This is a genomic window from Mesorhizobium sp. USDA 4413, from assembly GCF_056280365.1.
Window position 1 is genome coordinate 1,869,222 of record NZ_JBVPRP010000001.1, and the last position, 14,300, is coordinate 1,883,521.

Annotated in this window: 16 protein-coding genes; 12 read left to right on the forward strand and 4 right to left on the reverse strand. The window is 64.5% G+C overall.

Annotated elements, in window-relative coordinates; translation table 11 throughout:
* The first annotated feature begins 11 nt into the window (after nt 1–11).
* Genes ACVMIM_RS09105 through ACVMIM_RS09135 form a run of 7 tightly spaced genes read left to right on the forward strand, consistent with a single transcriptional unit; the run spans nt 12 to nt 6,319 of the window.
* Nucleotides 12–1,055 carry a LacI family DNA-binding transcriptional regulator gene (locus ACVMIM_RS09105; protein WP_052467832.1) on the forward strand — a complete coding sequence of 348 codons (1,044 nt, stop codon included), beginning with the start codon at nt 12–14 and terminating at the stop codon, nt 1,053–1,055.
* The gene (locus tag ACVMIM_RS09110; RefSeq protein ID WP_476111671.1) at nt 1,048–1,662 is read left to right on the forward strand and encodes a hypothetical protein; all 615 of its coding nucleotides are present in this window, start codon (nt 1,048–1,050) and stop codon (nt 1,660–1,662) included. Before ACVMIM_RS09105 ends, ACVMIM_RS09110 begins: the two co-directional genes overlap by 8 nt.
* Nucleotides 1,634–2,509, forward strand: coding sequence for an N-acyl homoserine lactonase family protein (locus tag ACVMIM_RS09115; protein ID WP_040988847.1), 876 nt, complete (start codon nt 1,634–1,636; stop codon nt 2,507–2,509). Before ACVMIM_RS09110 ends, ACVMIM_RS09115 begins: the two co-directional genes overlap by 29 nt.
* Nucleotides 2,509–3,447 (forward strand): 3-hydroxyacyl-CoA dehydrogenase, encoded by a 939-nt coding sequence (locus ACVMIM_RS09120; protein ID WP_476111672.1) that lies wholly within the window; start codon nt 2,509–2,511, stop codon nt 3,445–3,447. The genes ACVMIM_RS09115 and ACVMIM_RS09120 overlap by 1 nt, the downstream gene beginning before the upstream one ends.
* Before the next feature lie 13 nt (nt 3,448–3,460).
* Nucleotides 3,461–4,210 (forward strand): SDR family NAD(P)-dependent oxidoreductase, encoded by a 750-nt coding sequence (locus ACVMIM_RS09125; protein ID WP_476111673.1) that lies wholly within the window; start codon nt 3,461–3,463, stop codon nt 4,208–4,210.
* A 40-nt stretch (nt 4,211–4,250) separates the two neighbouring features.
* Nucleotides 4,251–5,255, forward strand: a complete 1,005-nt coding sequence (gene pdxA / locus ACVMIM_RS09130) for a 4-hydroxythreonine-4-phosphate dehydrogenase PdxA (RefSeq protein ID WP_476111674.1) — start codon at nt 4,251–4,253, stop codon at nt 5,253–5,255.
* A complete protein-coding gene (locus ACVMIM_RS09135; protein WP_476111675.1) occupies nt 5,252–6,319 on the forward strand; it encodes a four-carbon acid sugar kinase family protein in 1,068 nt (355 codons plus the stop codon). Before pdxA ends, ACVMIM_RS09135 begins: the two co-directional genes overlap by 4 nt.
* A 1,604-nt stretch (nt 6,320–7,923) precedes the next feature.
* Here the strand turns inward: ACVMIM_RS09135 and ACVMIM_RS09140 are convergent.
* Both ACVMIM_RS09140 and ACVMIM_RS09145 read right to left on the reverse strand, forming a co-directional pair.
* Complete coding sequence (locus ACVMIM_RS09140) at nt 7,924–8,346, reverse strand: BA14K family protein (protein ID WP_476111676.1); 423 nt, start codon at nt 8,344–8,346, stop codon at nt 7,924–7,926.
* Between the two features lie 30 nt (nt 8,347–8,376).
* Nucleotides 8,377–8,799 (reverse strand): EF-hand domain-containing protein, encoded by a 423-nt coding sequence (locus tag ACVMIM_RS09145; RefSeq protein ID WP_476111677.1) that lies wholly within the window; start codon nt 8,797–8,799, stop codon nt 8,377–8,379.
* A gap of 224 nt (nt 8,800–9,023) precedes the next feature.
* On the opposite strand from ACVMIM_RS09145, the gene ACVMIM_RS09150 reads away from it, so the two are divergent.
* From ACVMIM_RS09150 to ACVMIM_RS09170, 5 genes are all read left to right on the forward strand, one after another.
* Complete coding sequence (locus tag ACVMIM_RS09150; protein ID WP_476111678.1) at nt 9,024–9,458, forward strand: EF-hand domain-containing protein; 435 nt, start codon at nt 9,024–9,026, stop codon at nt 9,456–9,458.
* A gap of 28 nt (nt 9,459–9,486) precedes the next feature.
* Complete coding sequence (locus tag ACVMIM_RS09155) at nt 9,487–9,870, forward strand: hypothetical protein (RefSeq protein ID WP_476111679.1); 384 nt, start codon at nt 9,487–9,489, stop codon at nt 9,868–9,870.
* A gap of 91 nt (nt 9,871–9,961) precedes the next feature.
* On the forward strand, nt 9,962–10,558 hold the full coding sequence (locus tag ACVMIM_RS09160) for an RNA polymerase sigma factor (protein WP_476111680.1): 597 nt from the start codon (nt 9,962–9,964) through the stop codon (nt 10,556–10,558).
* Nucleotides 10,555–10,995, forward strand: a complete 441-nt coding sequence (locus ACVMIM_RS09165; protein WP_476111681.1) for a hypothetical protein — start codon at nt 10,555–10,557, stop codon at nt 10,993–10,995. Before ACVMIM_RS09160 ends, ACVMIM_RS09165 begins: the two co-directional genes overlap by 4 nt.
* A complete protein-coding gene (locus tag ACVMIM_RS09170; protein ID WP_476111682.1) occupies nt 10,992–11,396 on the forward strand; it encodes a periplasmic heavy metal sensor in 405 nt (134 codons plus the stop codon). The genes ACVMIM_RS09165 and ACVMIM_RS09170 overlap by 4 nt, the downstream gene beginning before the upstream one ends.
* A 909-nt stretch (nt 11,397–12,305) precedes the next feature.
* On the opposite strand, the gene ACVMIM_RS09175 is transcribed toward ACVMIM_RS09170, so the two are convergent.
* A complete protein-coding gene (locus ACVMIM_RS09175; protein ID WP_476111683.1) occupies nt 12,306–13,604 on the reverse strand; it encodes an NAD(P)/FAD-dependent oxidoreductase in 1,299 nt (432 codons plus the stop codon).
* 272 nt (nt 13,605–13,876) lie between these two features.
* Complete coding sequence (gene sdhD, locus ACVMIM_RS09180) at nt 13,877–14,269, reverse strand: succinate dehydrogenase, hydrophobic membrane anchor protein (protein WP_476111684.1); 393 nt, start codon at nt 14,267–14,269, stop codon at nt 13,877–13,879.
* Nucleotides 14,270–14,300 lie beyond the last annotated feature (31 nt).

The window sequence follows — 14,300 nt, forward strand, 5'->3', positions numbered from 1 at the left end:
ACGGAGTTTTCATGTCGATCGTCGCCCGCAACAAGAACAGCAAGCCCCGCGTGACCGTAAAGGATCTGGCGCGCGATCTGGGCATGTCTGTTTCGACCGTCTCCAGGGCTTTTCACGCCGATGCCGTGATCGCCAAGGACACGCGGGACGTGGTGCTGAACCGCGCGCGGGAGATCGGCTATTCGCCGAATCCTTTCGCGCGCAGTCTCATCACCAAGAAGACCCGCATCGTCGGCGTGGTCGTGGCCGACATCACCAACCCGTTCTATCCGGAAGTGCTCACCCGGCTCACCACCGAGCTGCGCGCCATCGACATGAATGTGATGCTGGTCGCGGCCGACCAGTCGGGAGAGGTCGACCAGGCGCTGCGCCTTCTCCTCAATTACCAGCCCGACCTCGCCATCATCCTCGCGGCGACCTTGTCCTCGGAAGCCGCGCAGGAATGCCGCAAGGCCGGCACGCCGGTGATCTTCTTCAACCGGCTGTCGGCCGACGACCACGCCTTCGGCATCTCCTGCGACAACATCCTCGGTGGCCGCAGCATTGCCGATTATCTGGTCGACACCGGCCACCGGCGCCTGGCCTATATCGCAGCACTTGCGGATGCCTCGACCAATGTCGCCCGTCACCGCGGCTTCAGCGAGCGCGCGGTCGAACGGGGCCTTGCCGCGCCCGTCGTCATCGAGGCGGGGCAGTTCAGTTACCACGCCGGCTACGAGGCTGCCCGCAAGCTGCGCGACCTCAAGGAGATGCCCGACGGCGTGTTCTGCGCCAACGATATTCTCGCCATCGGCTTTCTCGACGGCGTGCGGCGAGAGCTCGGCCTCGGCGTGCCGGACGACATCTCGATCGTCGGCTTCGACGACATCGAGATGGCTCACTGGCCCTCGCATGGGCTGACGACCGTCCAGCAGCCCATCGAAAAGATGCTGGAGGCGACGGTCTCGCTGGCCAAGGAGCTTGGCACGAATGCCGGCAAGGAGCCGGTCGTGCAGATGATTCCGCCGGGCTCCGTGATCGAGCGCGCGACGACGCGCCGGAGGCATCATGGCTGAGATGTCGGGGAAACTGTTCTTCGAGCGCGCGGTCACCGTCCACCGCTACGATTGCGAGGTGACTGCGTCGCCGCCGTCGGACGTCGAAGGCGGGGAAGCCAGGCAGGCGATCGAGAACAATCCTGCAGCCGACGAGGTCGTCGTCCGCTACGTGATCGCCTGCCGCCCCGTCTATGACGGCTTGCGCCGGCTGATCGGGCAGGTCGCCGGCCTGCTGGTCCTGGCCGAGGCCGGCGGCCGCCGCGACGTGCTCGACCTGCCGGATATCCCGGCCGCACGCGAACGCTGGGCCGAGGTCGAGCAGCGGCTTCGCGCCTTGCAGGCGCCGAGCGGCCTGAAGGGTCATCTCGACCGCCTTGCGACCGCGCATGCGACGCTCGGCGAAGTGCTCGAGCATTTCGGTCTGGCCCGGCTGCAGCGCGACTGGCAGCAGCATCTCGACCGGGCAGGAGACAGGATCAAGCACGCCTGTGCCTGGCTGCAGGCGGCGTCGGAACCACGCGCCGGCATGACGCCGGTCGACTTCAATCACGCCTGCTGCAGTTGTGCGCAGCGCTGGCGACATCAGGGAGGAAACGATGGGCCAATATTCGATCTGGGTGCTTGAGTACAGCTACGTCACCAACTACCACAAGAGTGGCGTGCTCTACGGCGCCCACAACCAGGGCTACGTCAAGCTTCCCTACTGCTATGCGCTGATCAAGGGCAACGGCCACGTCGCCATGGTCGATGTCGGCTACAACAACAAGGATTACGGCAAGCATCTCGGCGACAAGTTCGGCGTCGAGAACTGGCATTCGCCCGAGACCGTCCTCGGCGAGATCGGCCTGGCGCCGAAGGACGTCGACACTGTCTTCATCACGCACGCCCATTTCGATCATTTCGGCAATGTCGAGGACTTCCCCAAGGCAACCTTCTACATCCAGGAGAAGGAGATCGCGAAATGGGTCTGGGCGATGTCGTTGCCGGACCGCATGCGCTGGATGAACGTCGCCGTCGATCCGGGCGATATCGTGCGCGGCGTCGACCTTGCCCGGCAGAAGCGGTTGGTGACGCTCGATGGCGCCAAACAGGACGTGCTGCCGAATGTCGATCTCAATCCCGCCTTCGACAGCCACACCTATGGTTCGATGTGGGTCACTGTGCGCAACGGCAAGGAAGACACCTGGGTGCTGGCGGGCGATCTGGTCTATGTCTTCGACAATATCGAGGGCTCGGGAGCCGCCGTCGATATCGAGACGCTCTATGTGCCGGTTGGGCTTGCGGTCGGCAGCCAGACCAATCTCGTGCTGGCGACCGAGGAGATGATGAAGCAGGTGAATTACGAGGCGCGCCGCGTCATTCCCATCCACGAAGAACGGCTGAAGGACCGCTTCCCGTCGCGCATCACCAAGGATGGCCTGCGCATCACTGAAATCTGCCTCGCGGACGGCGAGAAATCGCGGGTGCAGTAATGGAGGCAATCCGCAAGGTCGCCATCGTCGGGGCGGGGCTTGTCGGCCGCGGCTGGGCGATCGTCTTCGCCCGGGCGGGGCATGACGTGGCCATCTACGATGGCAGCGCCGATATCCGCGCGGCGGTGATCGAGAGCATCCGCGCCAGTCTCGCCGACATGCGGGAAGCCGGGCTGGTCGACGCCACCGATCCGGTCCTGCGGCGGTTGCGCATGGTCGACACGCTGGAGGCTGCGGCCGCCGGCGCCGACTATATCCAGGAGTCGGTGCTCGAACGGCGCGATGTCAAGCAGGCCGTCTGCCTCGAAATCGACCGGGCGATGCGGCCGGACGCGGTCGTGGGCAGCTCGAGCTCGGGCATTCCGGCCTCGGCTTTCACGGAGGGATGCGTCAACCGGGCCCGCTTCCTCGTCGCGCATCCCGTCAACCCTCCGCACCTGATCCCGCTGGTCGAACTTGTTCCGGCGCCATGGACCGACGCCGGCATTGTGCCGTGGCTGCGGGCGCAAATGGAGCAGGTGGGCCAGGCCGCCATCATCGTGCGCAAGGAGGTCGACGGCTTTGTCCTCAACCGGCTTCAGGGGGCTTTGCTCAACGAGGCCTGGGCCTTGTTGGAGGAGGGCGTCGCAAGCGCCTCCGACATCGACCTGACCGTGTCGCACGGGCTCGGCTACCGCTGGTCCTTCATGGGTCCGTTCGAGACGATCGACCTCAACGCGCCGGGCGGGATCGCGGATTACGCGCGGCGCCTGGGGCCGCTCTACCATGCGATCGCGCTGGCAAGGCGCGATCCGGCGCCGTGGTCCGAAGCGCTTATCGCCAAGGCCGAAACCGAGCGCCGCGAGAAGCTGCCGGCATCCGACTTGAGCGAGCGCAGCGCCTGGCGCGACCGCAATCTCATGGCGCTGGTCGCCCACAAGCGACGCACCGGCGTCTGACACGGAGACCGTCATGGCGGCAATGCTGCAAGACAAGGTTGCCCTGGTGACCGGAGCGACCGGCGGAATCGGGGCGCGGATCGTGTCCAGGCTCGCGCAGGAAGGAGCCTCGGTCGTCGTCGGCTACAACAGCTCGCGCCAGGCGGCCGAAGCGCTGGTCTGGACGCTGGCGCCCGGCGATCACATGGTCGCCGAGGCGGCCGTCACCGACAGCGGCTGCCTTGCGCGGCTGGCCGGCCAGATCGGGCAAAGATTCGGCCAGCTGGACATCCTGGTCAATTGCGCCGGCATAACCCGCTTCGTGCCGCATCCAGACCTCGATAGCCTGGATGACGCCTTGATCGACCGCATCCTCAGCGTCAACGTACGCGGCGTCATCGCTGCGACGCGGGCGATGCGGCCGCTGCTCGACCGCACCGGCAACGCCATTGTCGTCAACATCTCGTCGATCGCGGGCGTCACCGCCATGGGCAGCAACATCGCCTATTGCGCGTCCAAGGCCGCGGTCGACAATTTGACCAAGTCGCTGGCGCGCGCGCTCGCGCCGAAAATCAGGGTCGTCTCCGTTTCACCGGGCGTCGTCGACACCGATTTCATCAAGGGCCGCGGCGAATCCTGGCGCGATGAACAGGCGAGCCGGACGCCGCTCGGGCGATTGGGCACTCCCGACGACGTCGCCGAGGCGGTCCTGGCGGCCGCGGCGCAGCTTCGCTTTGCGACGGGCGTTATCATTCCGGTCGACGGCGGGCGGCCTTTGGCGTGATTATGTCTTCAACGCTCGTACGGCCCCTGGAGAGAACTGAATGACCGCAACCATTGCCATCACCGTCGGCGATCCGGCGGGCGTCGGACCCGAGATCGCACTCAAGGCCGGCCGGCATTTCGCGCCGCAACTCGAGACCGGCGCCTTTCGGCTGCGCCTCATCGGGTCGCTGGCGGCGCTGGGCGAAGTGGCCCGGTCGCTCGACCTGCCGTTGCCCGCCGTCGCGCAAGCGGACGAGCCGCTCGGCGTCTGGCCGATCGAGGGCTCCGCCGTCGCGATCGGCCAGGTATCCGCGGAAGGTGGCAGCCAGGCCTACAAGGCCGTGGCCGAGGGCGTAAGGCGCACGATGGCGGGCGAGGCGTCGGCCATCGTCACCGCGCCGCTCAATAAGGAATCGCTGCACCTGGCCGGTCATCGCTTCCCAGGCCACACCGAGCTGCTGGCGGCGCTGACCAGGGCGCGTGACAGCGCGATGATGCTCGCGCACGGGTCCTTCCGCGTCAGCCATGTCACCACGCATATCGCGCTTGAAGATGTGCCGAAACGGGCGACGGAGCCACGCATGCGCCGGGTTCTCGACCTGACCATCGAAGCCTTGAAGCACCTTGGGATCGCCGCCCCCCGCGTCGCGATCGCCGCGCTCAATCCGCATGCCGGTGAAGGCGGCATTTTCGGCACCCACGATATTCGCGTCACGGAGCCGATCGTCGCCGACTACCGGGCGCGCGGCCATGATGTTCATGGTCCCGTCCCGGGTGACACCGTCTTCGTGAAGATGCGCGGCGGCGCCTATGACGCGGTCGTGGCCATGTATCACGACCAGGGTCATATTCCGGTGAAGCTGCTCGCCTTCCAGATCGACCCGCAAACGGGGGAATGGCTCGGCCTGAGCGGGGTCAACATCACGCTCGGCTTGCCGATCGTGCGGACCTCTGTCGATCACGGCACCGCCTTCGACATAGCCGGCCGCGGCATCGCCCGCGAAAGCAGTCTCATCGAGGCGATTGACTACGCCTTGTCGCTGACCGCGGAGAAGGCGGCGTGAAGCTTGGCCCGATCGGGCGCGGCGTCGGCAAAGATGTCCTGATCGTCGCGGACGACATCACCGGCGCGCTCGACACGGCCGGCTATTTCGCCACGCCCGAAAATCCGATCCAAGTCTGGCTCGATCCGCCGCCCGCCATTTCCGGCGGCAATGCGATCGACCTCGATACACGCGATCTCGACGAGGCGGCGGCTTCTAGACGTGTCGCCGATATTTTCGCCGGCCGCGAACGAGGCGTGCTGTCGTTCAAGAAGATCGACAGCGTCATGCGCGGCCACCCGATCGCGGAGGCCGCCGCCGCCTTTCGCGCCGGACGGTTCCGGCGGGCGCTTTTTGCTCCCGCATTTCCGGCGATGGGCAGGGTCACGGTCGACGGGCGGCAGCTTGTGCTTTCGCCGGACCGCAAGGCGCAGCAGGTCGGGCCGGCCCTGGTCGATGCATTGTCGCGCCACGGCATCTCGGCCGCGATGCTGGGCAAAGGTGCTGCGCCGGGCGGATTTGTTGTCGCCGATGCTTCCAGCGACACCGAGCTTGCGGATGCGGTCGCTGCGTTCGGGGCGGGCGACGACGATCTCTGTATAGGCACCGGCGGGCTAGCCTCGGTGCTGGCCGGGTGGGTTTCTCCCGGTCCGCAGCCGCCGGCGCTCGATCTCGCGATTTGTGGGACAAATCACCCGGTGACGCTGCGCCAGATTGCGGCGGTTCCCCGGCTGCGGACGCTGGTGATGGACGGCGGTGGCCCCATGCTGCCCGAGTCGCCGGTCGTGCTGGCTGCTCCCTCGAATGCGGTCTCGGTTCCGGAGGCGCGCGCCGTGATCGAGCGGTCGCTCGATCGGCTCGTGGCTACGATCCCCCGACCTCAAGCCGTGCTGGTGACAGGCGGTTGGACTCTTCGATTGCTGGCCAGCATTTGCGGAGCCGCTTATCTGCGATGTGAGGGGCTCTATGAGCCTGGGGTCGCGATAAGCCGGATGGTTGCGGGCGCGTGGAATGAGACGATTATTGTCTCGAAATCCGGCGGCTTCGGGCGCGACGACCTCCTGGTTCGGCTGCTTGCCCCATGACAACGATAGCAAGACCGCAGGCACCAGGTGCCTCGCGCAGGCGAGGAGTTCGGCCACATCAATAATCTTCAGAGTGCCGCAGCGTAGAGCGCAGCCCACCGGCGATGTACACCTTATCCTCCCAACAGGCCACGACGAGTTACCGGTCCTATTTCATCGGCCCTCGATCGAGCGGTCGACATCCCGTAGGTGCAGCCACGACCTGAGAGTCGGGTTGCGGCCCCAAACAGGACGCTTACCACCTCGACGTTTAGCAAGGCCATGGCGGACTAAGCGTCTTTTGCACGGGTACGGTCTTGGGAGCTACGTGCTTCTGCGGAGGCACTGGATGTCGGTGGTGAGCACATCGAAGTGCCCTTGGACAAACGTGTTCTTGATCTCCGAAGGCGCTATATTCAAGCTTCTGCTGCGGAGGCCGTTCTGGTGGAATCGAAGGCACAGTTTGGCAAGTCGCCAACCTTATTGATTTGCGGTCCGCGCGACTCTCGGCGGTTCAGTGCCAAATGTAAGGTTTGGCTTATATTTGTATTAGCTTATATTAAGTTCTGTAAATCCGAAACAATTCAATTAACCTCTTCTGAAATTCAATTAACCTCTTTCTAAGTTGCGCCGTGTGTGATGTTCTTAACAGAACTGTTTTGCAGTACCGATTCGGCTGTCCGTGGAAAGCTACGTTCTCCTCCGGAGAGACAGGGGCGATCATGGTTGGGGAGGCGGGAAGGGTGAGGAGAGGGCATGCTGGGCCGGATCAAGCCAGCAGCGGGGGACCGCAGAAATAGTCGACTCTGGCGGAGCCGATTTAGGCGGGCTGCGATCCGTGGCGTTTGGTCAGCAGGCTGTGCAAGGACCTAGCGAAGATCATTCCTTTGCAGATTTGACAACGCAGGCTGGAAGCCAGCTTGCCGGCGCCTCATGGGCAATCCTTTCCCGCAAGCGCGAGCTTCGCACCAGCCCGATTGCGGGCCTCATCATGGGTCGGATCAGCCGGGCGGTCCAGCCTATCACATCTAAGCGAAATGCAGGCGCCGTGATGGTCTCCATCGGGCGCGGCCGCCGTCAGTTTGTCGCCGGGGGGATCGAATGATCGAAATGCTCTGCAATCCCGAGACTACGGGCCGATCGACGAGGCTATCGGCGGCACAGTCGCGCTACACTACATCTCGCCTGCTGCGCGGCGGCCGCATTACGAAGTGGAAAGGCGAGGCGGCGAGTTGCGCGCCCTGTATGGCGCAACCGGTTCGGACCGTTTCGCGGGCCTGGGCGAGTCGACTGTTTCCCGCCGTGGCGGTCGCTGCGCCATTACGTGCACGGCACGGTCATGGTGCGCGTCGACGGTTCGGAGACGCACCATGACAGTGATCGGGCAACCGGCCGGTATCTGCTCCCCCGCCTTAAACTCCGTCACCCCGACGACCCCGCCGAATCCCGGCTTGGCGCGATGGTTGCCGATCGTCAGCCGCATTCGGATCCGAATCCCTCGCGAAGCCAAAGGCTGGCCGCACTCACGACTTGGTAGGAAGCAGGGGCTATGACCGCACTGGCGGGCATGGAGGGGTTTTTTGCACGAGGGCTCCTTCCGAGGCTGATGATCGGCGCGCTTGTTTTCAGCTATAGGGCGACCAGCATTGGCGCCGAGGCCCCTGGAGAGGCTGGTAGCTGTTGTCCCAGGCGCGATAGGAGCGGTAGCGGTCAAAGCACCAGCGCACATGGGCGGCCGCCAGGCGCGCCGCGGGCGGCCGCGGTGGCGCGACCGTGGCGGCCGCCCCGCCGGCCGCGAAGGCGGCGGCCGGGAACCAGTAGCCATTGTAATAGCGATAGCCGGGCCGCGCCCGCCAATAGCCCCGGTAACCATTGTAGTAATAGGCGCCGCCGACGACGTAGAAGCCGCGGCGGTACCCGACGGGCGTCGCCTGGCTGGTTACGGATGCCTTATCCGGGGCGGGCACGATCGGAACGGCTTCGGCCGGCGAGGTCAGCATCGATGCGCCGAGCACCAGGCCGCAAAAAGCTGTCGCTATCCATTTCATCGTCTCTCTCCTTGTTCTGTGTGGTGGGGATCACTTGCGCTTCAGCGCCCGAAGTTCGGAAATCGAGAGCGCGCCGTCGCCATCGGTGTCCGCCTGCAGCAGCCGGTCGGGAATGGCGGCCGTGAATTCGTCTCGCGAAATCTTGCCGTCGCCATTTCGGTCCATGCGGCTCGCCTCGGCCTGCAGCCCCGCGAAGCGCGCGGCCTGGATATCGTGCTTCGCCTTGACCTGCGCCACGGCCGCGCGCACCTCGTCGGGGTCGAGCACGCCGTTGTGATTAGCGTCCAGCCGGCCGAACATCCGCGCCCGCGCCACCTGGATCTCACTGAATTCGAGCTTTCTGTCGCCATTGGTGTCGGTGCGCCGGAACGCTTCCCGGGCGCCCTGGTCGGCGGCGAAGGCGCTGCAGCCGCACAGAAGCAGCCCGGCGAGGGCCGTCACAATCTTGGTCATCTGGGTCTCCGCTGTAATCGACGGCCCGCCGCGGGCCGTCCTTGCAGCGCCTCCTACGCACGAGTTCGAAGGCTCCTACGCGCCGCCCGCGAATTTTCGCGGCGCGCGGGCGCCGCGCTATGGCGGCCGCCAAAAAAATCCGGACGCCGGCGTAGGAGCACGAACCGGGCTGCGTATTGGCCGACAGTCGCCCCCCGCGACGTGACATTTCGAAAGGATCAACCATGAAACACCCAGCAATTCTTGCGGGTCTGCTTCTCGGGCTCGCTCCGGTCTGCGCCGCCGCGGCGCAGGACATGCCCGGCCACCGCATCCTGCAGCGCCTCGACACCAACGGCGATGGCTCGATCTCGAAGGACGAGATACTCGCTGCCCGCGAACGTCTCTTCAAAAGGCTCGACCGCAATGGCGACGGCGTCATCGACGAGAACGAGATCGGGACCGCCCGCCAGGCCATCGATGACCGAGCCCTGGCAGCCGAGGCCCGCCTCGGCAATCGCTGGCACCGCATGGACAAAAACACCGACGGCAAGGTCACCGAGAGCGAATTCCAGGCCAGCACGCCGCTCTTCGATCTCGCCGACCGCAATGGCGACGGCAGGCTATCCGCCGATGAGATCGCGGCGGTCCGCAAGATCGTGGCTGCGCACGCCAATTGACCAACCTGCCTTCCAGAAAGGAAATGACATGCTTTCAAGATTCAAACTTCCGCTGCTTTGCCTCGGCGCGATGGTCGTCTGGTCGGCCGCTTCCCCGGCCTCGGCCGAGGAGTGGACGCGCAAGACCGTGCATGGCGGCGAACTGAGCCGCAGCGTCAGCAAGGACGGCAACGTCTATACCGGCTCGACCACGCGGACCGGACCGAATGGCGGCACCTACACATCGAATTCAACCTGCAAGGCCGGCGTTGTTGACCGCTGCTCTAGGAGCTATTCTGCCACCGGGCCCAACGGCAAGACCGTTTCAGGTCAGCGATACAGCGCGGCCGGACCGTTTCGCGGCCGTTCCGTAGGCAGCTTCACGGGCCCGAACGGCAACACGGTTCACGGCTTCCGCCGTTGGCGCCGCTGACATCTGGTGGGGGATTTGACGTCGGAATTCGTTTTTCTGCCGGGCCGGATCGTCGCGGATTTCGCTCTCGCCGCCGGAGGCCCCTCGACCGGTGCCCGCTGTCGTGCGGGATGAAGCCTCCAAGGGCGACGAGGATCTGCTGGCCCGCATCGCTGCGGGCAGCCAGGCGGCTTTGTCCGAGCTCATGGCCCGCCACGGCCGTGGGCTGCGGATATTCGCCACGCGTTATCTCGGCCATGCCGCCGATGCCGAGGACGTGGTGCAGGAGGTGTTCGTGACCGTCTGGAAACAGGCCGCGCGCTTCGATCCCGGCAGGGCGCGCGCCTCGACATGGCTCTACCGGATCACGGCCAACCGCTGCATCGACCAGCGCCGGCGTCGCACGCTGCGCAATTTCTTCGGCCTCGATGACATCGCTGAGGAGTCGGCCGCGCCGGAAGCGAATGCCGAGACCGCGACGGCGGCGAGGCAGGAGCTGGCGATCGTGCGCGATGGCCTGTCGCGCCTGCCGGAGCGCCAGCGGATGGCGCTGCTTCTGAGAGCCGTGGGCGAGCTTGACGTCGCGGCGATAGCCGAGGTGATGGGCGCCAGCGCGGGCTCGGTCGAACAGTTGCTCGTGCGCGGGCGCCGCGCGCTCAGGGATCATTTGGCAGATGCGGCCGGGGGCCGCGAAAGGAAGTCCTCATGACACGCGAGGAATTCGAGATAAACCGGCGCCGCTTCGGCGACGACATCGATGCCTGGCCGGCGCCCTTGAGAGGGCCCGCCCTGGCATTCATGGCGCTTGACGACGATGTCGGCGCCGACGCGGCGCTCGACAGGCTCGTGCGGCAGGCCGCGCTGGTCGAGGGCGACGATCGCGCTTTGGCGCGCAAGGTGCTGGCTCGCATCGATCGCGGCGCGGCGCGTCCTTCGCTCCTGCCGCGCTTCCTCGTCGCGCCAGCCGGCATCGCCGCTTGCGCCGCGGCCTTGCTTGTCACCGCGACAATCGCCGGTTACCAGGTGGCGCGTCTTCAGGACCAGTCGCAGGATTTCGAACTTCTGGCGCTCGCCGCGGGCGCCAGGCTGCCCGATGACGGCGGACCGCCGATCGCCGGCGATGTGGGTGAGGGGGACGCGCTATGAACGGCCGTTCGTGTATCTGGACCGCGGTGCTGGTCGTGCTCGCCCTTTCGCTCGCGCTCAACTTCTTCTTCGTTGGCTATGCCGCGCACGGCCTGCGCCAGGCGGCGGTCGCGCGCGGGTTGCTTGCGGAGGTCGCGGGCGCCTACTCGCCAGAGGTGCGCAAGGAGTTCCGGACGGTCATGCGCGACAACCGCGCTCGCACGTTCGAAGCCCTGCGGCAGCTGCGCACGGCGCGCGCCGACCTGGCTGCGGCCGAGAAGGCGCAGCCTTTCAACGAGGCGGCAGTCAGGCACGCAATGGCCGAGGTGCGCGCCGCCACCACCAATCTCCAGGCAACGGTGCAGGACTACCTGCTTGCCGCCATGAAGAACGTCAACGCAAAGCCGGCCGGGGGAGGGTGAGCCATCGCCCGGCTACGCAAGAACGATCCTCAATGGCCGCGCCGCTCTACAGATGGGCCACGATCGAAGACCATTGTCCGTCCGGCGTGCTGATCAGCGAAGACCAGGTGAACGGCCATTACGCCCGGAGCCGCTCGCCGAGGCCGAGGCGATACTCTTTGAGATGCCCGGGTCGATCTCGCCAGCTGAGTGAGTTGCGACGAGAAGCGTTCAAGGCCTTCATGATCGCATGACCGAGGCATCGCCGGCGAAACTGCTGCGGGGGAGTGAGTCGCACACACCCCGGCGGCTCTTCCCATTGGCCACGAGCCGCGCTGCCAATGGGGAACAATTCGCCCCAGCCGAACTTTGGTGACTTCGTTGTGAAGGTGCCGCATGGAAAGTGAATTCGACCAAGTTCCGTCAGTCGCGAAGGCTGTGGAAGCCTTCGTCACCTCAAGGAGACGGAGTTCCGTGGTGTCAACCGGGGATGGAATAGCAATGGTCCGAAGGTTGGCGTCACTATGTGAGCATACGGATAGTGAGCTCGCCGCGTTGGTGGCGGCGGTAGCGGTTAGGCATGGAAGGATGGTAGCGTTCGATCACGAAGAGAACGTCCCAGAGCAGACCTGTGCATGGTAGAGCTTATCGGGGCCTCCTTGGCTGCATCAGGAGATGCTGCTGGAATGTGCTGCGGCTTCCGCCGGCGTCCCACTGCTTGCTTACTCGGTCTATCCGCTCCTGGACAGTTGGGACTGGGAGACGGCGCTGTCGGTGCCCCGGCCGCAAACTCTCCTGAACCCAGGCGGCATCTTCACGCTGTCTCTTCAACCGCGACCGTTTATCAGGCCGCTCATTCACTCGCTGAAGGCCGGTTTCCAGCCCTAAAACGCACTCTCGAGGAAGAGCACATCTGGACCGCTCGGCTCCCTAACGGATCGACCGATCCAGCAAGGCCCGCTCCTCGGCAATCAACCGGGCCCCGCGCTCATAGGTAAGATAGCGCCAGAGCCATTGGATCGAGACCTGGACGCGGTGCTGAAAACCAACGAGGAGGTAAACATGAACGATCGCCCAAGCGGACCAAGCTAGCCAACCTTTCAGTTTCAGTTTGCCGGATTCAAAAACTGCGGCGTGACGCCCCACAATCGCTGTGTTGCCGCGGTTCCTAAACGCAAAGGCGGGAAGCTTCTCACCGGTGTCTATCGCCCGGGCCAATGCCTTGCCGAGATGTGCGCCCTGCTGCTTGGCTACTTGAGCAAGTCCCGGCAATGGCCGTTCGTTCTCGTCAACAAAACGCGCGATATCACCAACCGCATAGACATTCTCATGCCCGACCACCTGCAGGTCCGGTCCAACTTGTATGCGGCCGTTACGATCGAGCTCGGAACCAAGCTGGGTAGCCAGGGGAGAGGCGGCTACCCCGGCCGCCCAGAGGGTCAAGGCAACTGGGATGACCGCGCCGGCGACCGTGATTTGCCGATCTTCGATCGCTTCGACACGCTTGCCCAACGTCACTTCCACCCCAAGCCGCTGCAGGCGCAGCCGCGCATATTCGGAAAGCTCCGCGGCAAACCCGCCAAGAACCCGGTCGCCGGCTTCTACAAGTATGATTCTTGCCTTCTCAGGCCGAATGTTTCGGAAGTCGCGAGCCAGGGTGTGCCGACTAAGTTCGGCGATCGAGCCTGCGAGTTCCACGCCCGTCGGACCACCGCCGATTATGGCAATCGTCATCAGGCGCGATTGCTCGATCGGATCGGTGGTACGTTCGGCGTGCTCGAAGGACATCAGGAGGCGTGAGCGGATCGTCCGCGCGTCTTCGATGGTCTTCAAGCCGGGGCAAACCTGTGCCCAACGTTCCTGGCCGAAATAGAAGGGTTGCGAACCAGTGGCAAGGACCAGGAGATCATAAGGAACCGTGCTGCCATCGGCCAACATCAAAGTGCGGGCCTCGGTATCGATCTCGGTAACATCTCCGAACAGCACCTGAACCGAGCGGTAGCGTCCCAGGATCTTCCGGATTGGCTCGGCGATGTCAGGCGCCGATAAGGCGGCGGTTGCAACCTGATAGAGCAACGGCTGGAAGAGATGATGATTGTGGCGGTCTATGATAGTCACGCCGATGCCGGCCTTGCCAAGCGCCTTGGCAACCTCGAGCCCGCCAAAGCCACCGCCGACGACGACGATCCTGGGCACCATGCCTTGTCCGCTCTCGGTGGGGAGCTTCATCTTGGGTCACTCCGTAGGATTATCCAAAAGGTCAGGTCGCAGTGCCAGCCGCTCAGTGATCCCCCCTTTCTGTCCGCGACATGCAGGAGCCCTGTCGGGGCTGGCGAAGCCCTCTAGAGCCGTCGGCAATGTCGCATTGCGCTCCCTTGGCCGACGATTGGAATGATACGGCGCTACCAACCGAAGAAAGGTATGGACGCTGGCCTTTAAAAGCGTTCGCAACGACGACAATCGTTCCGTGCGTGCGCATGGCTTGGCAGTGTGGACCCCGCCTATTTGAAGGCAATAACGAGAACGGCGAAGGTACTCACGAGCGCTACTGCCCAGCAAAATGACCAATTCGCAATCAGCAGCAAAGATTTCAGCGTGGTTGCGTGGCAGTAGTCTTCGATAATTGATTGCATGCCCAGTCGCATGTGTATGGAGTTGACGAGAACGAAGGCAATTACCGCCGGTGCGACGTAGATTGACCCTATTGTTGCGATCACGACCTCCCGAGGTTCGCCTATCAAAGTGATAGCGACCGCGACAACATAAATCCCGATGATCAGCAGCACCGCCGACGTGAGCCGCTCCATAATAAATGTCTCGGTTCCGTGTTTGGCGGATCCCAAGCCCCGAACACGAGAGATCGGCGTTCTGATTGGAATGCGTTTTCCTGCCATGTCTTTTCCAACACTTGTGGGAGGCGCCAAT

Coding starts and splice junctions, on each gene's coding strand:
- ACVMIM_RS09105 (WP_052467832.1), top strand. CDS start 12: ATGTCGATCGTCGCCCGCAACAAGAACAGCAAGCCCCGCGTGACCGTA.
- ACVMIM_RS09110 (WP_476111671.1), top strand. CDS start 1,048: ATGGCTGAGATGTCGGGGAAACTGTTCTTCGAGCGCGCGGTCACCGTC.
- ACVMIM_RS09115 (WP_040988847.1), top strand. CDS start 1,634: ATGGGCCAATATTCGATCTGGGTGCTTGAGTACAGCTACGTCACCAAC.
- ACVMIM_RS09120 (WP_476111672.1), top strand. CDS start 2,509: ATGGAGGCAATCCGCAAGGTCGCCATCGTCGGGGCGGGGCTTGTCGGC.
- ACVMIM_RS09125 (WP_476111673.1), top strand. CDS start 3,461: ATGGCGGCAATGCTGCAAGACAAGGTTGCCCTGGTGACCGGAGCGACC.
- pdxA (WP_476111674.1), top strand. CDS start 4,251: ATGACCGCAACCATTGCCATCACCGTCGGCGATCCGGCGGGCGTCGGA.
- ACVMIM_RS09140 (WP_476111676.1), bottom strand. CDS start 8,346: ATGAAATGGATAGCGACAGCTTTTTGCGGCCTGGTGCTCGGCGCATCG.
- ACVMIM_RS09145 (WP_476111677.1), bottom strand. CDS start 8,799: ATGACCAAGATTGTGACGGCCCTCGCCGGGCTGCTTCTGTGCGGCTGC.
- ACVMIM_RS09150 (WP_476111678.1), top strand. CDS start 9,024: ATGAAACACCCAGCAATTCTTGCGGGTCTGCTTCTCGGGCTCGCTCCG.
- ACVMIM_RS09155 (WP_476111679.1), top strand. CDS start 9,487: ATGCTTTCAAGATTCAAACTTCCGCTGCTTTGCCTCGGCGCGATGGTC.
- ACVMIM_RS09165 (WP_476111681.1), top strand. CDS start 10,555: ATGACACGCGAGGAATTCGAGATAAACCGGCGCCGCTTCGGCGACGAC.
- ACVMIM_RS09170 (WP_476111682.1), top strand. CDS start 10,992: ATGAACGGCCGTTCGTGTATCTGGACCGCGGTGCTGGTCGTGCTCGCC.
- ACVMIM_RS09175 (WP_476111683.1), bottom strand. CDS start 13,604: ATGAAGCTCCCCACCGAGAGCGGACAAGGCATGGTGCCCAGGATCGTC.
- sdhD (WP_476111684.1), bottom strand. CDS start 14,269: ATGGCAGGAAAACGCATTCCAATCAGAACGCCGATCTCTCGTGTTCGG.